Source organism: Burkholderia oklahomensis C6786 (assembly GCF_000959365.1).
Taxonomy (GTDB): domain Bacteria; phylum Pseudomonadota; class Gammaproteobacteria; order Burkholderiales; family Burkholderiaceae; genus Burkholderia; species Burkholderia oklahomensis.
The window spans coordinates 2,328,937-2,345,986 of the sequence record NZ_CP009556.1; the positions used below are offsets into that span (position 1 = coordinate 2,328,937).

Here is a 17,050-nt window from a genome sequence, read left to right on the forward strand (position 1 = left end):
GCTTCCTCCTAACCCAGATGTATCTGTCCGGCATCGATCTTCGACAGCTTCTCCGCCGTGAGCAGCGTATTCTTCGCGTGCAGACGCATGTTCCCGGTCGCGGCGTGATCGATATGCGAGGCCCGCAGATGCTCGACGGTTTCCACCGTGCGGAAGCTGCTTCGGCAGGATTGCGCGACGTGGTCCATCACCATCTCCAGTATCTTGCCGATCAGTCGAACCTTCCCGAGCCGGCCATGGAATTCCGCACTGGTCAGCGTCGTGCTATCGGAGCACAACGACGCCTCCCGTGCCGACATCGCAAGCTGCTCCGTCTTGATCGACACTTGCTCGCGACTCGTCAGGCAAAGCGCGTCGCCGCCCTTCAAATGCACGCTTTGCGTCGATTCCAGCACGAGGTCGCCATGGACGCGAATGTGCACGCCGTCCGCGTCCGGGCGCTCCAGGATCGAGGTCACATAGCCGCACCGCCTGTCTGCCCGGGAAATCGCGACGCGGTCGCCGGTTCGAGGTTCGACGAGACAGCTGAAGGCGCGCCGGCAATGCATCGTCGCCCCTTCGGATGCCACGAGAAACACCCCGTCGGGCAGGACGGCCAGAATCGTCGCCGCGTTCTCTCGCGTCGTCGGCGAAAAACGCGTGTGCAGCGCTGCTACCGTTGAGTTCATCTTCTTTCCCTCGATTTGAGACCGCTCGATGAAGGCGGATCGATGCAGGCCGTCCCGGCACATCGGACGAGCGGCCAACTTGAACCAACCAGGCTTCGCTCATGCTGGCGGGGCGAGCGAAGCGAATGCGAAAGCGATCATCGGCTCGACGCCGCGTTCACGCCGCGCTCAGTGACGGTCGCGATCGCCTCTTTCGTCCCTCTGTCGCGACCAGGCCTGTGCATCCGCCAATTCCGGATCGCGATCCATTGCGCCAGGATGCTCGTGCCACGCAATGTCGGGAGCAATCGCACCATGAAACCCGGTCCGGGCGAAGCCGGCTCCGTCGAATTCGGCGCCGGTCAGGTCCGCGCATGAAAAATCCGCGCCCGCCAGACTCGCCCGTGAAAAACGCGTGCCATTGCATCGCGCGTGTTGAAGCACGGCCCGATCCAGTCTTGAGCCGGTGAAGTCGACATTCCGGATGTCGGCCTGAACCCATATGCTGTCCTGCAACGCGGCGTTGCGGCAGACGGCGTCCTGCATCTCGGACTCGACGAAGATGGCGTACCGCGCATCGGCTTCCTCCAATCGCGCCCCCGACAGCTTCGCCCCCTGGAAATTGCAGTAAGCCAGGTTCGCGGCGGTGAAATCGACGTTGCGAAGATCCGCGCGGGCGAACTGGCAGCGATGCATCCGTTGGCCGCGCAAACGCTGGCCGACGAGACTGGATTCGGCAAAGACGGCGTCATTGAACGTCGCGTCGACGAGAATCGTCTGCTTCAGATCGAGCTGGTAGAAGACCGTCTTGCGGACGACGGCCCGCGTGAAATCGGCACGCTCCAGCCGCGTCTCGCAGAACAGCGAGGATTCGATGCGCCCGTCATGGAACCTGCAATCGCTCAGGTCGCTCGTCACGCAGTTGAAGCCGTTCGCGTGCGCGCCGCAAAAATCCGCGCCGGCCGCGCGAGTCGAGCTCATCGTGCACCCGTGAAGGCGGCTTCCCGAGAGGCGGACATCGTCGAGACTGCACTTGTCGAACGTGCATTTCGATAAATCCGCATGCTGCATGTCGACCCCGCGAAACAGGCATCCGTTGAAAACGGCATCCCCGAGCTGCACGCGCTTCATGCTTGCATCGATGAACTGGACGTGTTCGAACACGCCGCCGGAGAAATCCTGCCCGTCCAGGTTTTCCGAATCGATCACCCTGTCCTTGACGACGCGGCCATGACGGATCGCCTCGCGCAACTGCTCCGCGTTCGTTCTCATGCGCGCGCCTCCGCCCGCGGAAACCGCATCGCCTTGTGGAGATAAGCCTCTTCCCATCGGGTATCGACGTCAGCCAGAATTTGCGAGAGGTTCGCGCGAAACAGGTTGGCTCGTCGAAGATCGGCGCCGTCGAGTGTCGCGCCCCGCAGGTAGGCAGCGATGAGGTCGGTGTCCCGGAGATCGGCTCCGGCGAAGTCGGCCCGCACGAAGTAGCTCCCCTCCGCCTTCGCGCCGCGAAAATTGGAGCCCTGCAGGCAGGCATCGGTGAAATCGCAGCTGCCGATACGCGCTTCGCCGAAATCGGCCGCTCTCAGATTCGTTTCGCGGAAATTCACTTCCTTCAGCGTCGCCGACGAAAAATCGGCGCGCCCGATGTCGCATTGCTGAACGAAGCACGCCTTGATCACGCTTGCCCGGTCAAAACGAAGCTGCCCCGGTGCCCGTGCGTCGATGATCCCGAATCCCTCGATGCTGGCTGCCGAGAACCGTACGTTGGCGAGAGTGCAGTTCATCAGCAGCATCTTGCGGATCGTCGTTTCCGAGAAGTCCGCATCCTCGAAGGATTGGTCGATGAAGATCAAGTTGCACAGCGTGGCCTGCCTGAAATCGACCGCATGGAATCGGCAATCGCTGAATCGCGTGTTCGCCACGATGCCGCCATTCAATCTGCAATTTCGCAGGTGCACGCGCTCGAGTATGCAATCGCTGAGGTTGGCGCCGGAGAAATCCGTTTGATCGCAATTCGCCAGAGAGAGGTTTGCGCCTGTCAGGTCCGCGTTGCGGAAGCCCGTCTGTCTCAGGTTGGCGCGCGCCAGCACGGCATGGCTCAACGCCGCATCCGAAAGATCGGCGCCGCTCAGATCGGCGTTTTCGAGCATCGCGCCCGAGAGCCGCGCGCCGCGCAGATCCATCCCGGCAAGATCGACGCCGGTGAGATCGGCGCCCTCCAGCGATAGTCCCGCAGCGATGGCCGCGGCGACGCGTTCGCGGTGCGGCCTCGACGCCGCCTCATCCAACCGCTCCGGCGCGTCCTGATGCTGCGCCGACTGCAGGTACAGCTTGCGAAGACTCTCGTCCGCATCGCGTTGCATGTGCCGGATGTCTGATCGATCGGCCGGAGCCGCGGCGCCCTGCGCGGCGTCGTCGCCCGCGATAGCGACACTGGCCGGCGGACCGCGCCGCGCTGCGTTCGCGAACGCTTCGTTGGACGAAAGATCCCGCCGCATTTCCTCCAGACGGGTGCGCTGCTCTTCGGCCGCCGCTTCCTGGCGCTCGACGAACTCGACCAGTTGATCCGGACGGGGCGTCTCGATCTGGCCGGCATCCGGAAAAGCGCTCAGCTTGTCCCGCAGGAGCCGTTGCCTCGCATCCTGCGGCACAGCGCCGGACATTGCCGGAAAATCGGGCGAAAGATACCTGTCGGGCAATAAATCCTGGTCGCGCAGCGCATATAACGCCGCCTTCTCATGCCGCGTGCGCCACTCGATCACCTGGCGATACCATTCGGCCGGCCTCGCCTGCGCGCTCGCATCCGCGCCGAACAGCAACGTCTGCACATCGCTCGCATCGAACGCCCGGATCGTCGTGACGCCGTGGTAGATCATCACCACGCGTTCACGGTGCGGAACGAACCACGCGGTCGTCAGCCGCATCGGAATCTCTTCGGGCGTCTCGCTGCCGGTACGCACGACGAACGTTCTGGCGCGCAGCGCCGGCAGGCGTCCAGTCAGCAATGCATGTTCGGGATGCAGGTGCATCAGTTCGTAGGCGGCGCCGTCCGGAAATTCGGAAAGCGCGATCAACTGTTGATCCGCCGGCGCGATGTTGAAATAGCGCGGATCGAGCGTACGCGGGAAACCCGGACAATCTTCCTCCAGCCATTGCTGGTCGTGCTCGCCGTACAGGCCGGCGCGCTGCGGCCAGGCCGCATCGATCGGGCAGAAGCCCGCCGGCACGGGGCGCTGATCCGGAAAACGCATCGGGCTGTGCGCATATTCGATGTTCGGCAGATAACGCACGGCGCCCTGCCGCCTCTCGGCGCCCCGGCCTCTCGGGTTGTCCTCGCAACCCGCCCCGCCGTATGCGAACGCCCAGTCGAGCGCCAATCGCTCGAAAGGCCGCGGCGCGGTGGCGCGCATGCCGTCCCATTGCCGGTCGCCGGATACCCGCAGCCGTTTTTCGATGCCGGCGACGCCGATGCCGACCTCGCACGTCCCGCCGCCCGGCGCATCCGCATATTTTCCGTACGCGTGTCCGGAGACGAGAAATTCCGGACACGCCTTCGGCAGCGCCATGTCCAGCGTGTATCCGCCCAGTTCGTCGCCGGCCAGATTCCAGAGCTCCGAGTCCGTCAGCAGTCGCGGATCGTCGCCCAAGGTCGCGACCATGAGCGCTGCAACGCCAAGGTGTTCCTCTCCATGCATCCGATAGAGGCGGGTCAATGGACTGATCCTGAATGGTTTGATGATCTTCATTTGACAACCTGATGCTTGCAAGCAAGCGTCGATCACAAAGTGATGTGAATTCCGTCTACAAAGCACACGCATTGTTTTTTTTCGGAGAAATCCTTGACGGTTTTTTCGTACTTCATTCCGGTCGTCGAGATACTCGCGCCTGTCGTCGAAATGCTGCATCCCTTCGTGTCGACACTCGACCCGGTTTCACTGGTGCTGAATCCGGTAAGGCCCGTCGACATACCGGTCAACGAGACGCTGGCCGCGTGTTGCGAAAAATTCGTCCCGTTGACTTCCGTACGTGCGTTTCCACTGGTGATCGTTACGGTGTGTCCGACGTTCACGCCCTTCGTGTCGCCGAACACCACGGACGCGGACGCGCCCTGCACGGTACTAACCGATGCGGTGGCGGAACTGTCCGTGAGCACGGCCACGATATCCTGCAGCGCTTTCGCGACGTTCGCGGCGAGCGCCTGAAGCCCGCCCACGCGTTGCATCTGACGCTGCGGCTTCAACTGCTGATATTGCTGCTGATATTGCTGCTGTTGTTGTTGCTGTTGTCGCTGTTGCTGCTGTTGCTGCTGCGGTTGTTGCTGTTGCTGCCGATGCATCGGGCGTTGCCCGGGAGAAGCCGGACGCGGCGCGCCTCCAAGCCGCAACAATTCGATCAGCCGATCCAGCGGCGACCGTGTAGATGGGACCGGCGGCAAATCCAGTCCCACCAGCGTCAGATGCTTGCGCCCGACCGTGATCGTCGAATCCCGCTCCACCGACACGTCGTAATTGCGCTCCGCGTGCAGCTTGATCTGCTCTTCGCCGGCCTTGTCTTCGAAGCGCAGCATGTTGGCGTTCTCGCCGCTGCCGGCCGGCGTGCGACTCAGCATCCCGCTTTGCGTCGCATTGTCCGGCAGCGCCCACGGCGGCATGTGCAACGCGTTGTACACCTGCCCCGTCACGATGGGCCGGTCCGGATCGCCGTTCTCGAAATCGACGATCACTTCCGAACCCACCCGCGGAATGTTGATGCCGCCGTAGCTGTTCCCCGCCCATGCATACGACACCCGTACCCAGCACGACGAATTCTGGTCGCGAACGGGTGAGCGGTCCCAGTGAAATTTCAGCTTGACCCGCCCGTACTGATCCGTCCAGATTTCCTGCCCGGGCGGACCGGTCACGACCGCCGTCTGCGGCCCGCGCGTGCGCGGCCTGCGCACCGTGCGCGGCGGCCGGAACACGGTGGTGGCGGGCTGCACGACAAACGACGTGCCGATCCGGTATTCGCCCGGGCCCGCCGCCCCCTCCGTTTCCGTGGCCGTGAACGACGCGCCGAGCACCAGGTACTCCCGGTTCGCGCTGGCGTGCGGATAGCCTTCCAGCGTGAACGTCGTGCCGCACACGACGTCGCGCACATTGCCGCCGCCCGACGCGCGCTCGCCTTGCGCGCGCACTTCCTCCATCCGCACCCGGGCAAAGTGCTCGCCGAGCGCCGGATCCGTGTAGTCGCCCGGCCATTCGTATCGTTCGAGCCCGTTGTGCGCGGTGTCCTGCGGCAGCGCGTTCTCGACGCCGAGACGCGCCTTCGGATGCTCGAAATCGAAGTCGCTCGTGGTCCAGCGGCCGGGCTGGATGCGCTCGGCCGTATTGAACGCGTCGATATATTCCATATCGATCTTGTGTCCGGGCGGGTAGTACCGCAGCGTGCGGTACGCGGCGCTTTCCACCGGCTTGTGCGCCCCCAGATGATCCACGAGCACCATCCGGTGCACCTTGTTCGAGTGCTCGAAGAACCAGTAGATGCCATGCTCCTGCATCAGCCGCTGGATGAACGCGAAATCCGTCTCTCCGTACTGCACCTGGTAGGCCAGCTTCGGATACCGGCCGCTCAGCCGCTTGTCGTACGAGTACGAGTACGCGTTCAGCACTTCGTCGACGATCTCTTCCACGGTCCTGTTCTGGAAAATCCGATAGTCCGAGCGCTGGTCGACCAGATAGATCCATGGCTGCATCGTGAGCCGGTATCGGCACTGCCGGTTCAACTGGCCTTCGAAGCTCGCACCGGTCACGATGCCGCTGATCTCGCGCTTGCCCTGGCCGATATTGGCGGCGCCGGACAGCCCCGGCATGCCGGGCACGAACGCGCCCATCCCCTCGAGCTGGACGGTCACGGTCAGCGCCTTGCCGATCATCGCCTTCAGGTCGAGGTTCGCGGCCTGTTCGTCCGGCAGCGTCAGGTCCGGCGGCGTCAAGCAGTCCAGCGTGTACGCGTAGATCTCCGACAATGTCTCGTTGCCGTGGACGGCACTCAGTTGAAGCGCAGGGTCGCCGACGGGCGACACCGGCAATGCGGGGCCGCTGACCGTGACGGTACGAGCGGCGGGAAAATTCGGCATGACTGACCCCCTCCGGAAACGCTATCGATCGTTGAATCGCCGTGTCCTGCGTTCGTCGCGCCCGTGCGCGATCAGGACTCGTCGCCGCCCCACTGCGCAAGCAGTTCGCCCGGGATCGCGTGCACCACTTCCGCATAGCGCTTTCCCACGAAATACTCGGCACGCCTGAGCAGCACCGGAATCGGGCTGCTCGGCTCATGCTGCTCGAACCACTCGCGCGCCTGCCGGATCAACTCGCGTGCGGCGTGACGATCCGCCGGCGTCGCGATCGCACCGCGTCCGACCGAGCCGGCGATTAGCGCCGCAACGCCTTCGCCATGCGCCGGCGGCGATTCGTCCGCCTGCGTGCGCCCCCCCTTTCGCATCGACGGCGCGTCAGCGGACGCATCAGCGGACACGTCGGCGGGCGCGGCCGCCGAATCCGCGCCGCCCGAGCGCACGCTCCGACCCGCGACAGGCCGAAGCAGCGCAGCGAGCGCCGACAAGTCGGGCGCATACGCACCGAGGTGCTCGCGACTCCATGCGTCGATCGCGCCGACGCTCGCGAGCGCTTCGTCGAAGCCCGCGAGGACGGCCGGCTGCTGCGCTTGCAGCTCGTCGAGCTGGCGCACGACCGACTCCGGCGCAAGCGCGTCGCCGGGGCGCGGCTGCGCAAACGCACGCTCCACGTCGCGCACCTGCAGGCGAATCGCGGTCGACCGGGTCAATGCGATCTCCCGCACGTCCGCCAGCAGCCCGTCGGCGTCGGTGAGCGCCTGCAGCGCATTCTTGCGGATCTCCAGCGCCGCATCGCGGTCCGCGTCGACGTCGGGCTGCGGGTGAATCGCGTCCGGAAACGTCGCGAGCCATACGGCAAGCAGGCCGGCGCCTTCCGCGAGCCCCGCCGCCCCGGCGAGCCGGGTGCGGCACCGGGTGAACAGCACCGCGAGGCGCATGTCCTTGCTGCGCATCATCAGCCGCCGGCAGTCGCGATCGACGTCGCTCCAGTTCACGGGCTCCGGCGATCCGACGAAGTCGCCATACTGGGCTTCCGCCCGGGGGGCGACCTTCGCCGACAGCACGACGAATTCGGGATCGTATTCAAGATCCGCCCCGCACGGCGCGGCCGGATCGACCGGCGCCATCCAGTCGTGCGCCTTGGGCGTCCGGGCCGACGCGGATTTGCCGGCGTGTTTCTTGTTGTCGCTCATCGTCTCCCCTCACGCGCGAAGCGGCTGGGCGGATCGGTCGGCATCGCGATCGAATCGGTCCGCATACCGCTCGGGTTCGAAACGCATGCCCGTCACCGGCTCGCCCGAAGGCGAACGGCCGAGCCACCCTGACCAGCCGAGCTGCTGCGTCCCGCCCATCACCGCCGGCGGCGCGCCGTTCGGCTTGATGCGCAGCTCCAGCTCCCATTCGAACTCGTAGCCGACAAATGCCCTCACCCACTCAACGAGCCGCGGCAAGTCTTCGCCCTGGGGCGTGAAGCGCAGGTATTCGTCGATATCGAGCGGCCCGACGACGATGCGGAATTTGTGCTGCCGGTCCGGCACCAGCTCGCCGAGCATCGCACCTTCGGCCATGGTCGACGAAGCGCCCGGCTTGCCGAGATAGCTGTGCTCGAGCGGATCCACCTGAATCCAGTGAAACACGTTTTCCTCGATCGTCACCGGCACGCCGAAGTACCGCGCGAGCGTCATGCGCAGGCCATCCGGGTTGCGCGCCTCGCGCACCAGATGCGGAGACGCCGACAGACGCGCATGCGCGGGCAGCGGACGGCGACCGATCTCGTCGGTGTCCTGACCGGTGAGACTCGCGATATAGAACGAAAACCGCTCGTCGCCCGGCCTGTCGAGACCCGCGGCCGCCTGCGCCGATGCCCATGCGCGATACAGCAGCGTCAGATAGCGATGATGAAAAATGTCGAGGAAATTGCCGAGCGTCGCGTCGCGCCGGCTCTCCTCGCGATCGCGCGCGATCTCCGTCACGTGGATGGGCAGCGGCCCGTTCGGCCCCAGCATGCCCAGACCGAACAGGCGCACCTTGACCCGCCCGCTCGCCTCGCCGACGCTCGCGATCTCGCGCGGCGCGAATGCGAGGCTCGGCTGCTGTCCGAGTCGAAACGGCTCCGCCTGCGGGCGCCTGGCGGTGCCGACCGGATCGATGCGGGGATCCGCGCCGATGCGCCGCAGAAGCGTCAGGAAGCTGTAGCGCCACGGCTCGGCGCGCAGCCGCGCGAGCAGCTGCGACGAAAGCGCCGTATCGCGCACGACGGTCTCGAGCATGACGTGCGCCATCAGGCTCCCCCCCGCGCGCCCATGCGCACCGGCCAGCGCGCGATGCGGCCGCGCTGTATCGAATGCAGCTCGGTCTGCGTGAAGACGTTGATCGATACGTGCCGCGCCAGATAGTGTTCGAGAACCACGCCGAACAGGTAGGGGCTCACGCCGGAAAACCCCGGCTCGTCGACCGTCAGCGAGCATTCGACGCCGCGCCCGAAGACGAGCGGGCCCGCGCCGGGCAGCTTGCGCGTCACCGGCCGCGTCTTCACGCCGACGAGACTTTCGATCTGCCGCCGGTTGTCGGCCTCGTCGCCCGTCAGGAACAGCCGCAGCAGATCGCGCAATCCCTGGCCGCCGGCGCGGTGATCGAGTTCGTCGAGCGGCAGGTAATTGAAGTTCAGCTGGCGAATCAGCCGCCAGGCCATCTCGCGCTCCGCATACGGCGCCTTCGGCACGCTCGGCGCGCGGATCAGTCCGACGCTTTCGAGAGGCGCGGATTCGGCCACCGTCAGGTCGCGCACGCCGTCGCGCGGCACGAGGCTCGGCAGATCGCGGTTCGTCACCAGCGCATCGACCGACAGGTAGCGAATTTCCTCGCTATAAGGCGCCTCGTTCTGGTCGACGAGCGACACGAACATCTCCGTGCCGACATAGGGCGTACGCGTGCCGTAGCGGCGCGCCGATTCCGACACGAGCCTGCGCTCGCGCCGTGTCGAGAAATATCGGCCATGATTGTGCTCGTCGTTGTTCAGCGTCTGGTACAGCGGCCGGAACTCGAGTTCGGCGGAGGTGGCCGCGACCTGCCCGTACATCGCCTCCACCGAAAACACCTCGTAATCGAGCGGCGCCAGGCGAGCCGGCACCAGGCGGAACTCCGTTTGTCCCGACGACAGTTCGATCCGGTCCATGTGGCGCGCAAACAGGTTGATCACCGGCGTGCAGAACAGCGCGAAGCGCGATGCATCGACGACGTTCGCGAGCCGCTCCGGCGACTGGTCGAGCAGCACGACGATCTCGACCTCCTGGCCGGTCACGCGGCGCAACCCCGCCTCGAGTCCGGTCAATGCGAAGAAGTAGAACCGCCCTGGACAGGCGAAATATTCATGCAGCAGGTTGTGCCCGTGGAACTTCGACCACGTGAGCGGCAGCAGGCTCTGGTCTGCGCCGAGCCCTTCGTGGACGACCGCATCGACCGTGACGGCCGAGAGCGGCTGGCCGGGCGTGGCGAATTCACCGGGCGCACCCGTAATCGTCGCGACGCCGGCTGCGTGCAGCAGCTCGAAGAGGTGCGAGGCGACCTGGTCGTCGCCCGCCAGATACAGCGGCAGCCGGTCCAGCCCCTTCAGATCGGCCACGCGCGCGTTGCCGGTCGTACGCAGCCGCAGGCGCAGCGCGCCGCGCACCTGCGTGCCGGCCGGCACATAGCGGTCGAGCGCGGGGATGTCGGGCGGAATGCCCGTCAGCCTCGCCTCGGCGATCTCCAGCGGATAGAGCGTCACGTCCTGGCCGCTGCGGAACTGGCAGGCGGTCTTCTCGCCGGCCGGCACGCGTGCGGTAAAGGCGGTGCCGCGCGCGATGCGAAACCCGTCCGCGAGATTGCCTTCCGTGCGGCTCGGGTAAAAGCGCGCGACCGCCATCGACGGCGTGGGCGCCACGTAGTTCGGATAAAGCACTTCCAGCAGCCGGCCCGTGAAGCGCGGGAACTCCGCGTCGAGCTTGATCTGCATGCGCGCGGCCATGAAGCAGAACGACTCGATCAGCCGTTCGACGTACGGATCGGCCACTTCGCCCGCCTGCATGCCAAGGCGCCGCGCGATCTTCGGGTGCGCCTGCGCGAACTCGGCGGCGAGCTCGCGCATGTAGATCAGTTCCTGGTTGTAGTAGTCGAGCAGTCGCGGGTCCACTGTGCATTCCCGTTTGTCGGCCCGCGCGTCAGCTCGCGCGCATGCCGGTGATGTTCACCTGGCTCGTTTCCAGATCGAGCGAGCTCTGGACCATGAATTCGAGCGGATAGGGGTCCATGCGGATCATCCCTCGCACCTCGAACGACAGCACGTTGGAGCGTTCGGCGGCCTCGACGTCCTTCGACGGAGCGACGACGAGCGTTTCCGCGATCAGCCTCGGCTCGAAGTCGCGAATCACCCGACGGATGATCCGCTCGATCTCGGCCCACTTGCGTGAGGCCATGAACGCGCCGGCGAGCGGCGGCATGCCGAAGTTGACGGTCGATGCCGCCGCTTCCGGATATCGTTCCCGGTCGATGTGCTCGTCGATGCTCATCGTGTTGAGCAGAAACGCAAGGTCCCGCTGGACGATGCCGCGCATCTGCATGCGCGTCACCGCGTATTCGCCGGGCGCCTCCGTCTGGCGCTGGGGCGCATCGTCGCGCAGGCGGTCGAGCAGCGTGGGCAGCAGGTGCGTGTTCGCGCGGCGCGGCGTCGCCGCGCCATCGTCGCCCGTGCGCCTGTCGTTGCCCCTGTCCGGCAGCGGCACGCCCTTCTCATGCACGCTCATCGGTGTCCCCCTCGCGCGCCGGTTCATGCGTTGCCGTGCCGCTCGCGTCGGGCGCAAGCGCTCGCTCCCCGAACTCGCAGGCTTCCAGTTCGAACAGGCCGAAGTCGCCCGCGCTCGTCGACCAGGTCTTCCGGCCAAGCGCGATCACGCCGGTGCGACCGACCTCGCGCCATACCGTCCTGCGGCCCAGACGCAGCGCGTCAACCGCCTGGGGCGCGCATGGCTCGACGCCCGCCTGCCCTGCTTCCGAACCCGGATAGCGCGCCGGCATGAAACCCCGCACCAGGCTGCCGTCGACGAGCTTCAGCGCGCAGGGCGCCCATACGAGATCGAGCAGTTTGGCCGGACGCGCGACGTGCCACGCGGAGATCTCCGAAAACGGCAGCCAGCGATAATGCCCGGCGGTCACGATCTCGCAAACCGGTCCGAACCGCGAATCGCTGTCGGCGATCCAGTCAAACAGCGCAGGCGGCATGCGCCCCGCGACGAGTGGCGCCTGATCGAGCGCGCGCTCCCGCACGCGGTCGGCCTCGTCGTGCCTGCCGATCGACGCGACGCGCAACGCCTCCAGCAAATCGTCGATCCACTGCGGGGCCTCGAACACGAATCCGGGCCGCGCCTGTCCGGCCACCACCCTGGCGCGCCAACGCTCGGCGCGAACCAGATCGCGATATGCCTGGGCCGCCTGCGCCTGCTGCGGAGCGAGCTGCGCATGGACCTGCAACTGCTGAACCGCGCGCGCCCATTGCCCCGTCACACACAGCAGCTGAAAGAGCGACCAGCGGTGCTCCGCGACCGCAGGCTGCGCGCGGACGGTCGTCTCCATGCTCGCCAGCCTCGCTTCGAGCGGCAGATCGCGCGACGAACCGGCCTCGGCGGCGGAGAGCGAATCGGAGGGAATCGGCATCGTCATGGCGTGTCGTGGTTCGAGGCCGAGCCCGACGCCGGCAGCGGACTATCGATGGCGAGCGTCTGGTGTTCCCGCCGGGCAAGCGCGGGCGGCAGGCTACCCGCCCGGCGCGCCATCGCCGCATGATATTCGGCCGGAGCAAAAAGCCGCAGGACCTCCGGAATCGGCTCCATCGCCGCCGGATCGGGCGTGTCGCCCGGTCCGAGCAAGCCGAAGACATCGTCGAAGACGGGCGAGCCGGACACGAGTGCGTCGATCGAATCCGCTTCCCCGGCCTCCTCGGCCTCCTTGCGCCGATCGCTTCGCTGATCGGGCGGCGGCCTGCGCACGAGCGTCATTTGGGCCGGCCAGTCACTCGCGAGCGACGCCTGCGGATCTTCAAGTGCTCCGCAGTACTGCTCGTACAGCGAATGCATCAGGTCCCGCGCCTGGACCGGACTGCCGGCCGCCGTCGCGATATCCGCTGCGGGGTCGCCCTGCCGGCGAGCGAACGTTTCCGCCGATATCGCCGTGCCGATGAGGCCGAGCACCGCGTTGCCGTCGCGCATCGCGTCACGCAAGCCGGCTTCCGGCGAGCCGGTCAGCAGCGTTTCCATGAGCGGCGCGTCCGCGTCGCGGGTAGCCGCGGGCGAAGCGTCGGCGCGCCGCGGCATCGCTTCGGCGTATTTCATGCCCGGCTCGCCGCGACGAAACAGTTTGAAAGTGCGCATAGGGAACCTGATCAATTGCAATGCTCAATTAAAAATCGGCCGGCATCCATTTTCATCGATCCATCCGCCGGGCCGGATTTAATACGCCAGCCGATTATCACAAATCAAACATGCCGCACGCAAGCCGCCGGTCAATTAATCAATTCCATCTCAAAAAAACGCATGGCTGCAACTACACTTTCACCATGAGCCGCGCACTGCCCGACGCTAGCGTAAAAACAGTGTGCGCCGGGACGATTGCCGCTGTCCATAACCAATAGAACCGAGTTTGCAATTTTTAACAGTTTCCGTTCAACTCATATAACGGACCACCGTTTCATTTCATAAAAAAGGTTACCGGTTTATGGTAGTTGACGAATGATCGACTCGACAAAAATAATTCGACCAACGGTATTCGATTCAATGCAATCAAACGAGTCGCGCATATCGCGCATAAAACATTTAGACAACATGCGAAACGACTTGCGCTCCTCTGCAATAAAAAAATGACAAGGCAAGCAAAAGAAAGGATCTGTCCATGACGATTTCGCGTCAGGCGCTGTTTGGCAAGCTCGGGGGCACACTCTTCAGGGGAATCGAGTCGGCTACGGCTTTTTGCAAGCTGCGCGGCAACCCGTATGTCGAGCTGGTCCACTGGCTGCATCAGTTGCTGCAGCAAGCCGATTCGGATCTCCATCGCATCGTCAGGTGCGCCGGAATCGATCGCGACACACTGGATCGCGACATGGCGCGCGCGCTCGCGGCGCTGCCCGTCGGCGCGAGCTCGATCAGCGATTTTTCGCATCACATCGAAACGGCGATCGAGCGCGCATGGGTGCTGGCGACGCTGCGCTTCGACGACCGTCGCATCCGCGGCGCGTGGCTCGTGGCCGCGCTCGTGCACACGCCGGACCTGCGGCGCGTGCTGCTGTCCATTTCTCCGGCGTTCGGCGGGATTCATCCGGACGGAATCGACGACGCGCTGCCCGCGTGGATCGCCGGCTCCCCGGAAGCCGGCGACGCGCCCTATGACAACAGTGATTTCTCGCCCGCCACGCCCGGCGAGGTATCCAATGCGATGCCTTCGGCATCGAAGGGCTCGCCCCTCGAGCAGTACTGCGCGGACCTGACCGCACGCGCGCGCGACGGCGGCATCGACCCCGTCGTCGGCCGGGAGCTGGAAATCCGCACGATGATCGACGTCCTGCTGCGGCGCCGGCAGAACAATCCGCTGCTCACGGGCGAAGCGGGCGTAGGCAAGACGGCCGTCGTCGAAGGCCTGGCGCTGGCGATCGCAACGGGCGACGTGCCGCCGAAGCTCGCCGAGGTGCGGCTGATGAGCCTCGATGTCGGCGCGCTGCTCGCCGGCGCGAGCATGAAGGGCGAATTCGAGGCGCGCCTGAAAGGGGTGCTCGAGGCCGCCGCGAAATCCGCCGCGCCAGTCATCCTGTTCGTCGACGAGGTCCACACGCTGATCGGCGCCGGCGGCCAGGCCGGCACCGGAGACGCGGCGAACCTGCTCAAACCCGCGCTCGCGCGCGGCACGATCCGCACGATCGGCGCGACCACGTGGTCCGAGTACAAACGGCACATCGAGAAGGACCCCGCGTTGACCCGCCGGTTTCAGGTGCTGCAGGTGCCGGAGCCGGAGGAACCGGCGGCGGTCCATATGGTGCGCGGCCTCGCGCAGAGGTTCTCGCAGCATCATGGTGTCGCGGTGCGCGACGAAGCGATCCGCGCCGCGGTGAAGCTCTCGCATCGCTATATCCCGTCGCGCCAGTTGCCGGACAAGGCGATCAGCCTGCTCGACACCGCCTGCGCGCGCGTGGCGCTCTCGCAGCACGCCGCGCCGCGCGAACTGCAGGACGTACGCCAGCGTCTGCAAGCGGCGCGCACCGAACTCGATCTGCTCCGGCAGGAGGCGCGCATCGGCGTCGCGGCCGACCAGTCCGTCGCCGCCGCACGCGAGCGCATCGAGACGCTATCGGCCGAGGAAGCGGCCGTCGACGCACGCTGGAAGGCGCAGGTCGACGCGGCGCAGGCCCTGCTTGCCGCGCGCGAAGCGGCGCTGGCCGGCGCGCCGGAGACGGAGACGGAGACGGAGACGGAGACGGAGACGGAGACGCCGGACGCATTGTCCACTCCGGCGCTGCGCGAACTCGAGCGCGTGCTCGCCGCGTTGCAAGGCGACGCGCCGCTCGTGTTCCCGGAAGTCAACGAGGCGATCGTCGCGGAAATCGTCGCCGACTGGACCGGCATTCCGGTCGGCCGGATGGTGACCGACGAAGTCACCGCCGTGCGAACGCTGCCCGCCACCCTCGAGGCACGCGTGATCGGCCAGCCCGATGCGCTGCGCCAGATCGGCGAGCGCGTGCAGACCGCGCGCGCGGGCCTGATCGATCCGAAAAAACCGCTCGGCGTGTTCCTCCTCGCAGGGCCGTCGGGCGTGGGCAAGACCGAGACCGCGCTCGCCCTTGCCGAAGCGCTGTACGGCGGCGAACAGAACCTGATCACGATCAACATGAGCGAGTATCAGGAGGCCCACACCGTATCCGGCCTGAAAGGCGCCCCGCCCGGCTACGTCGGCTATGGCGAGGGCGGCGTGCTGACCGAGGCGGTCCGGCGCCGTCCGTACTCGGTCGTGCTGCTCGACGAGATCGAGAAAGGGCATCGCGACGTGCACGAAATGTTCTTCCAGGTGTTCGACAAGGGCTACATGGAAGACGGCGACGGCCGCTACATCGATTTCCGCAACACGACGATCCTGCTCACGAGCAACGTCGGTTCGGAGCTGAGCGCGAGCCTGTGCGCCGACGCGTCGCTCGCGCCGGACGCCGCCGGCCTTCGCGACGCGCTCACGCCCGAACTGCTGAAAGTCTTCCCCGCCGCGTTTCTGGGGCGCGTCACCGTCGTGCCCTACCGCCCGCTCGCGCAGGGCGCGCTCTCGCGCATCGTGCGCCTGCATCTGGATCGCGTCGTCAGGCGCATGGCCGACAGCCATCGGATCGCCCTGGCGTATGACGACGCGGTCGTCGACTACATCGTCGGACGATGCCTCGTGCAGGAAACCGGCGCGCGGCTGCTGATCGGCTTCATCGAGCAGCACGTGCTGCCGCGCCTCTCCGCGCTGTGGCTCGACGCGTTCGGGGCGAAAGAAGCGCTCGCGCGCATCGACGTCGGCGTGGCAGACCCGGCCGCGCCGGCTCTGGACGCACTCGTCTTCCGTCCCGGTTACGCGAACCGCGCGACGCCCCCGGCGGCGCCCCTTTTCGTCGAGCAGGCGAACTAACCCTGCTATCCCTTCCCTCGTCCATGGAGTCAGGCATGTCCGCATCCAGCAGCTCTCAAAAATTCATCGCGCGCAATCGCGCGCCACGCGTGCAGATCGAGTACGACGTCGAAGTCTACGGTTCGGAAAAGAAGGTCGAGCTGCCGTTCGTCATGGGCGTGCTCGCCGATCTGTCCGGCAAGCCGGTGACGCCGCTGCCGGCCGTGGCCGACCGGCGCTTTCTCGATATCGACATCGACAACTTCGACGAGCGCATGAAGGCCATCAAGCCGCGCGTCGCGTTCGCCGTCCAGAACACGCTGACGGACGACGGGCAACTGATGGTCGACATGACCTTCGAGAGCATCGAGGACTTCTCGCCGGCCGCGATCGCGCGCAAGGTGGGGCCGCTGCGGCAGCTGCTCGAGGCGCGCACGCAGCTCGCGAACCTGCAGACCTACATGGACGGCAAGTCGGGCGCCGAAACGCTCGTGAACCAGTTGCTGCAGGACCAGGCGCTGCTCCAGTCGCTCGCGTCCGCGCCGAAACCCCAGCTCACGAGCGAACCGGACACCGAGGACGCCGCGGGCCGCGAGGACGACGCAATCTGATCGGCCGAACAGGTCAACCCCGAGGAACGAAT

12 protein-coding genes are annotated in these 17,050 nt (G+C 66.1%); 2 read left to right on the plus strand and 10 right to left on the minus strand.

The window, feature by feature from the left end; genetic code table 11:
- Positions 1-8: 8 nt before the first annotated feature.
- The 10 genes from BG90_RS28020 to BG90_RS28065 form a co-directional block, all read right to left on the minus strand.
- On the minus strand, positions 9-668 hold the full coding sequence (locus BG90_RS28020) for a DUF3540 domain-containing protein (protein WP_010121426.1): 660 nt from the start codon (positions 666-668) through the stop codon (positions 9-11).
- A 168-nt stretch (positions 669-836) separates the two neighbouring features.
- A complete protein-coding gene (locus BG90_RS28025) occupies positions 837-1,919 on the minus strand; it encodes a pentapeptide repeat-containing protein (protein ID WP_025990467.1) in 1,083 nt (360 codons plus the stop codon).
- Positions 1,916-4,393 carry a DUF2169 family type VI secretion system accessory protein gene (locus tag BG90_RS28030; protein WP_010121430.1) on the minus strand — a complete coding sequence of 826 codons (2,478 nt, stop codon included), beginning with the start codon at positions 4,391-4,393 and terminating at the stop codon, positions 1,916-1,918. The genes BG90_RS28025 and BG90_RS28030 overlap by 4 nt, the downstream gene beginning before the upstream one ends.
- 32 nt (positions 4,394-4,425) lie before the next feature.
- Positions 4,426-6,762, minus strand: a complete 2,337-nt coding sequence (locus BG90_RS28035; RefSeq protein WP_025990468.1) for a type VI secretion system Vgr family protein — start codon at positions 6,760-6,762, stop codon at positions 4,426-4,428.
- Between the two features lie 71 nt (positions 6,763-6,833).
- Entirely contained in the window at positions 6,834-7,952 is a 1,119-nt protein-coding gene (locus BG90_RS28040; protein WP_010112398.1) for a type VI secretion system protein TssA, read from the minus strand.
- A gap of 9 nt (positions 7,953-7,961) precedes the next feature.
- Complete coding sequence (gene tssG / locus BG90_RS28045) at positions 7,962-9,041, minus strand: type VI secretion system baseplate subunit TssG (RefSeq protein WP_010112396.1); 1,080 nt, start codon at positions 9,039-9,041, stop codon at positions 7,962-7,964.
- Positions 9,041-10,930: a type VI secretion system baseplate subunit TssF gene (gene tssF, locus BG90_RS28050; RefSeq protein WP_010121436.1), complete on the minus strand. Its 1,890-nt coding sequence runs from the start codon at positions 10,928-10,930 to the stop codon at positions 9,041-9,043. The genes tssG and tssF overlap by 1 nt, the downstream gene beginning before the upstream one ends.
- 28 nt (positions 10,931-10,958) lie before the next feature.
- Positions 10,959-11,540, minus strand: coding sequence for a type VI secretion system baseplate subunit TssE (gene tssE, locus BG90_RS28055; RefSeq protein WP_010112394.1), 582 nt, complete (start codon positions 11,538-11,540; stop codon positions 10,959-10,961).
- Positions 11,527-12,453, minus strand: coding sequence for a type VI secretion system accessory protein TagJ (locus BG90_RS28060; protein WP_010121438.1), 927 nt, complete (start codon positions 12,451-12,453; stop codon positions 11,527-11,529). Before BG90_RS28060 ends, tssE begins: the two co-directional genes overlap by 14 nt.
- Positions 12,450-13,121, minus strand: a complete 672-nt coding sequence (locus BG90_RS28065) for a TagK domain-containing protein (protein WP_107951017.1) — start codon at positions 13,119-13,121, stop codon at positions 12,450-12,452. Before BG90_RS28065 ends, BG90_RS28060 begins: the two co-directional genes overlap by 4 nt.
- 556 nt (positions 13,122-13,677) lie before the next feature.
- Between BG90_RS28065 and tssH the strand changes: the two genes are divergently transcribed.
- Both tssH and tssB read left to right on the plus strand, forming a co-directional pair.
- Complete coding sequence (gene tssH, locus BG90_RS28070) at positions 13,678-16,428, plus strand: type VI secretion system ATPase TssH (protein WP_010121442.1); 2,751 nt, start codon at positions 13,678-13,680, stop codon at positions 16,426-16,428.
- 35 nt (positions 16,429-16,463) lie between these two features.
- Positions 16,464-17,018, plus strand: coding sequence for a type VI secretion system contractile sheath small subunit (gene tssB, locus BG90_RS28075; protein WP_025990469.1), 555 nt, complete (start codon positions 16,464-16,466; stop codon positions 17,016-17,018).
- Positions 17,019-17,050 lie beyond the last annotated feature (32 nt).

Bases quoted from the DNA above. Each gene is read 5' to 3' on its own strand.
- BG90_RS28035 (WP_025990468.1), bottom strand. From the start codon at position 6,762: ATGCCGAATTTTCCCGCCGCTCGTACCGTCACGGTCAGCGGCCCCGCA.
- tssE (WP_010112394.1), bottom strand. From the start codon at position 11,540: ATGAGCGTGCATGAGAAGGGCGTGCCGCTGCCGGACAGGGGCAACGAC.
- tssG (WP_010112396.1), bottom strand. From the start codon at position 9,041: ATGGCGCACGTCATGCTCGAGACCGTCGTGCGCGATACGGCGCTTTCG.
- BG90_RS28020 (WP_010121426.1), bottom strand. From the start codon at position 668: ATGAACTCAACGGTAGCAGCGCTGCACACGCGTTTTTCGCCGACGACG.
- BG90_RS28065 (WP_107951017.1), bottom strand. From the start codon at position 13,121: ATGAAATACGCCGAAGCGATGCCGCGGCGCGCCGACGCTTCGCCCGCG.
- tssB (WP_025990469.1), top strand. From the start codon at position 16,464: ATGTCCGCATCCAGCAGCTCTCAAAAATTCATCGCGCGCAATCGCGCG.
- BG90_RS28030 (WP_010121430.1), bottom strand. From the start codon at position 4,393: ATGAAGATCATCAAACCATTCAGGATCAGTCCATTGACCCGCCTCTAT.
- BG90_RS28060 (WP_010121438.1), bottom strand. From the start codon at position 12,453: ATGACGATGCCGATTCCCTCCGATTCGCTCTCCGCCGCCGAGGCCGGT.
- tssH (WP_010121442.1), top strand. From the start codon at position 13,678: ATGACGATTTCGCGTCAGGCGCTGTTTGGCAAGCTCGGGGGCACACTC.
- BG90_RS28025 (WP_025990467.1), bottom strand. From the start codon at position 1,919: ATGAGAACGAACGCGGAGCAGTTGCGCGAGGCGATCCGTCATGGCCGC.
- BG90_RS28040 (WP_010112398.1), bottom strand. From the start codon at position 7,952: ATGAGCGACAACAAGAAACACGCCGGCAAATCCGCGTCGGCCCGGACG.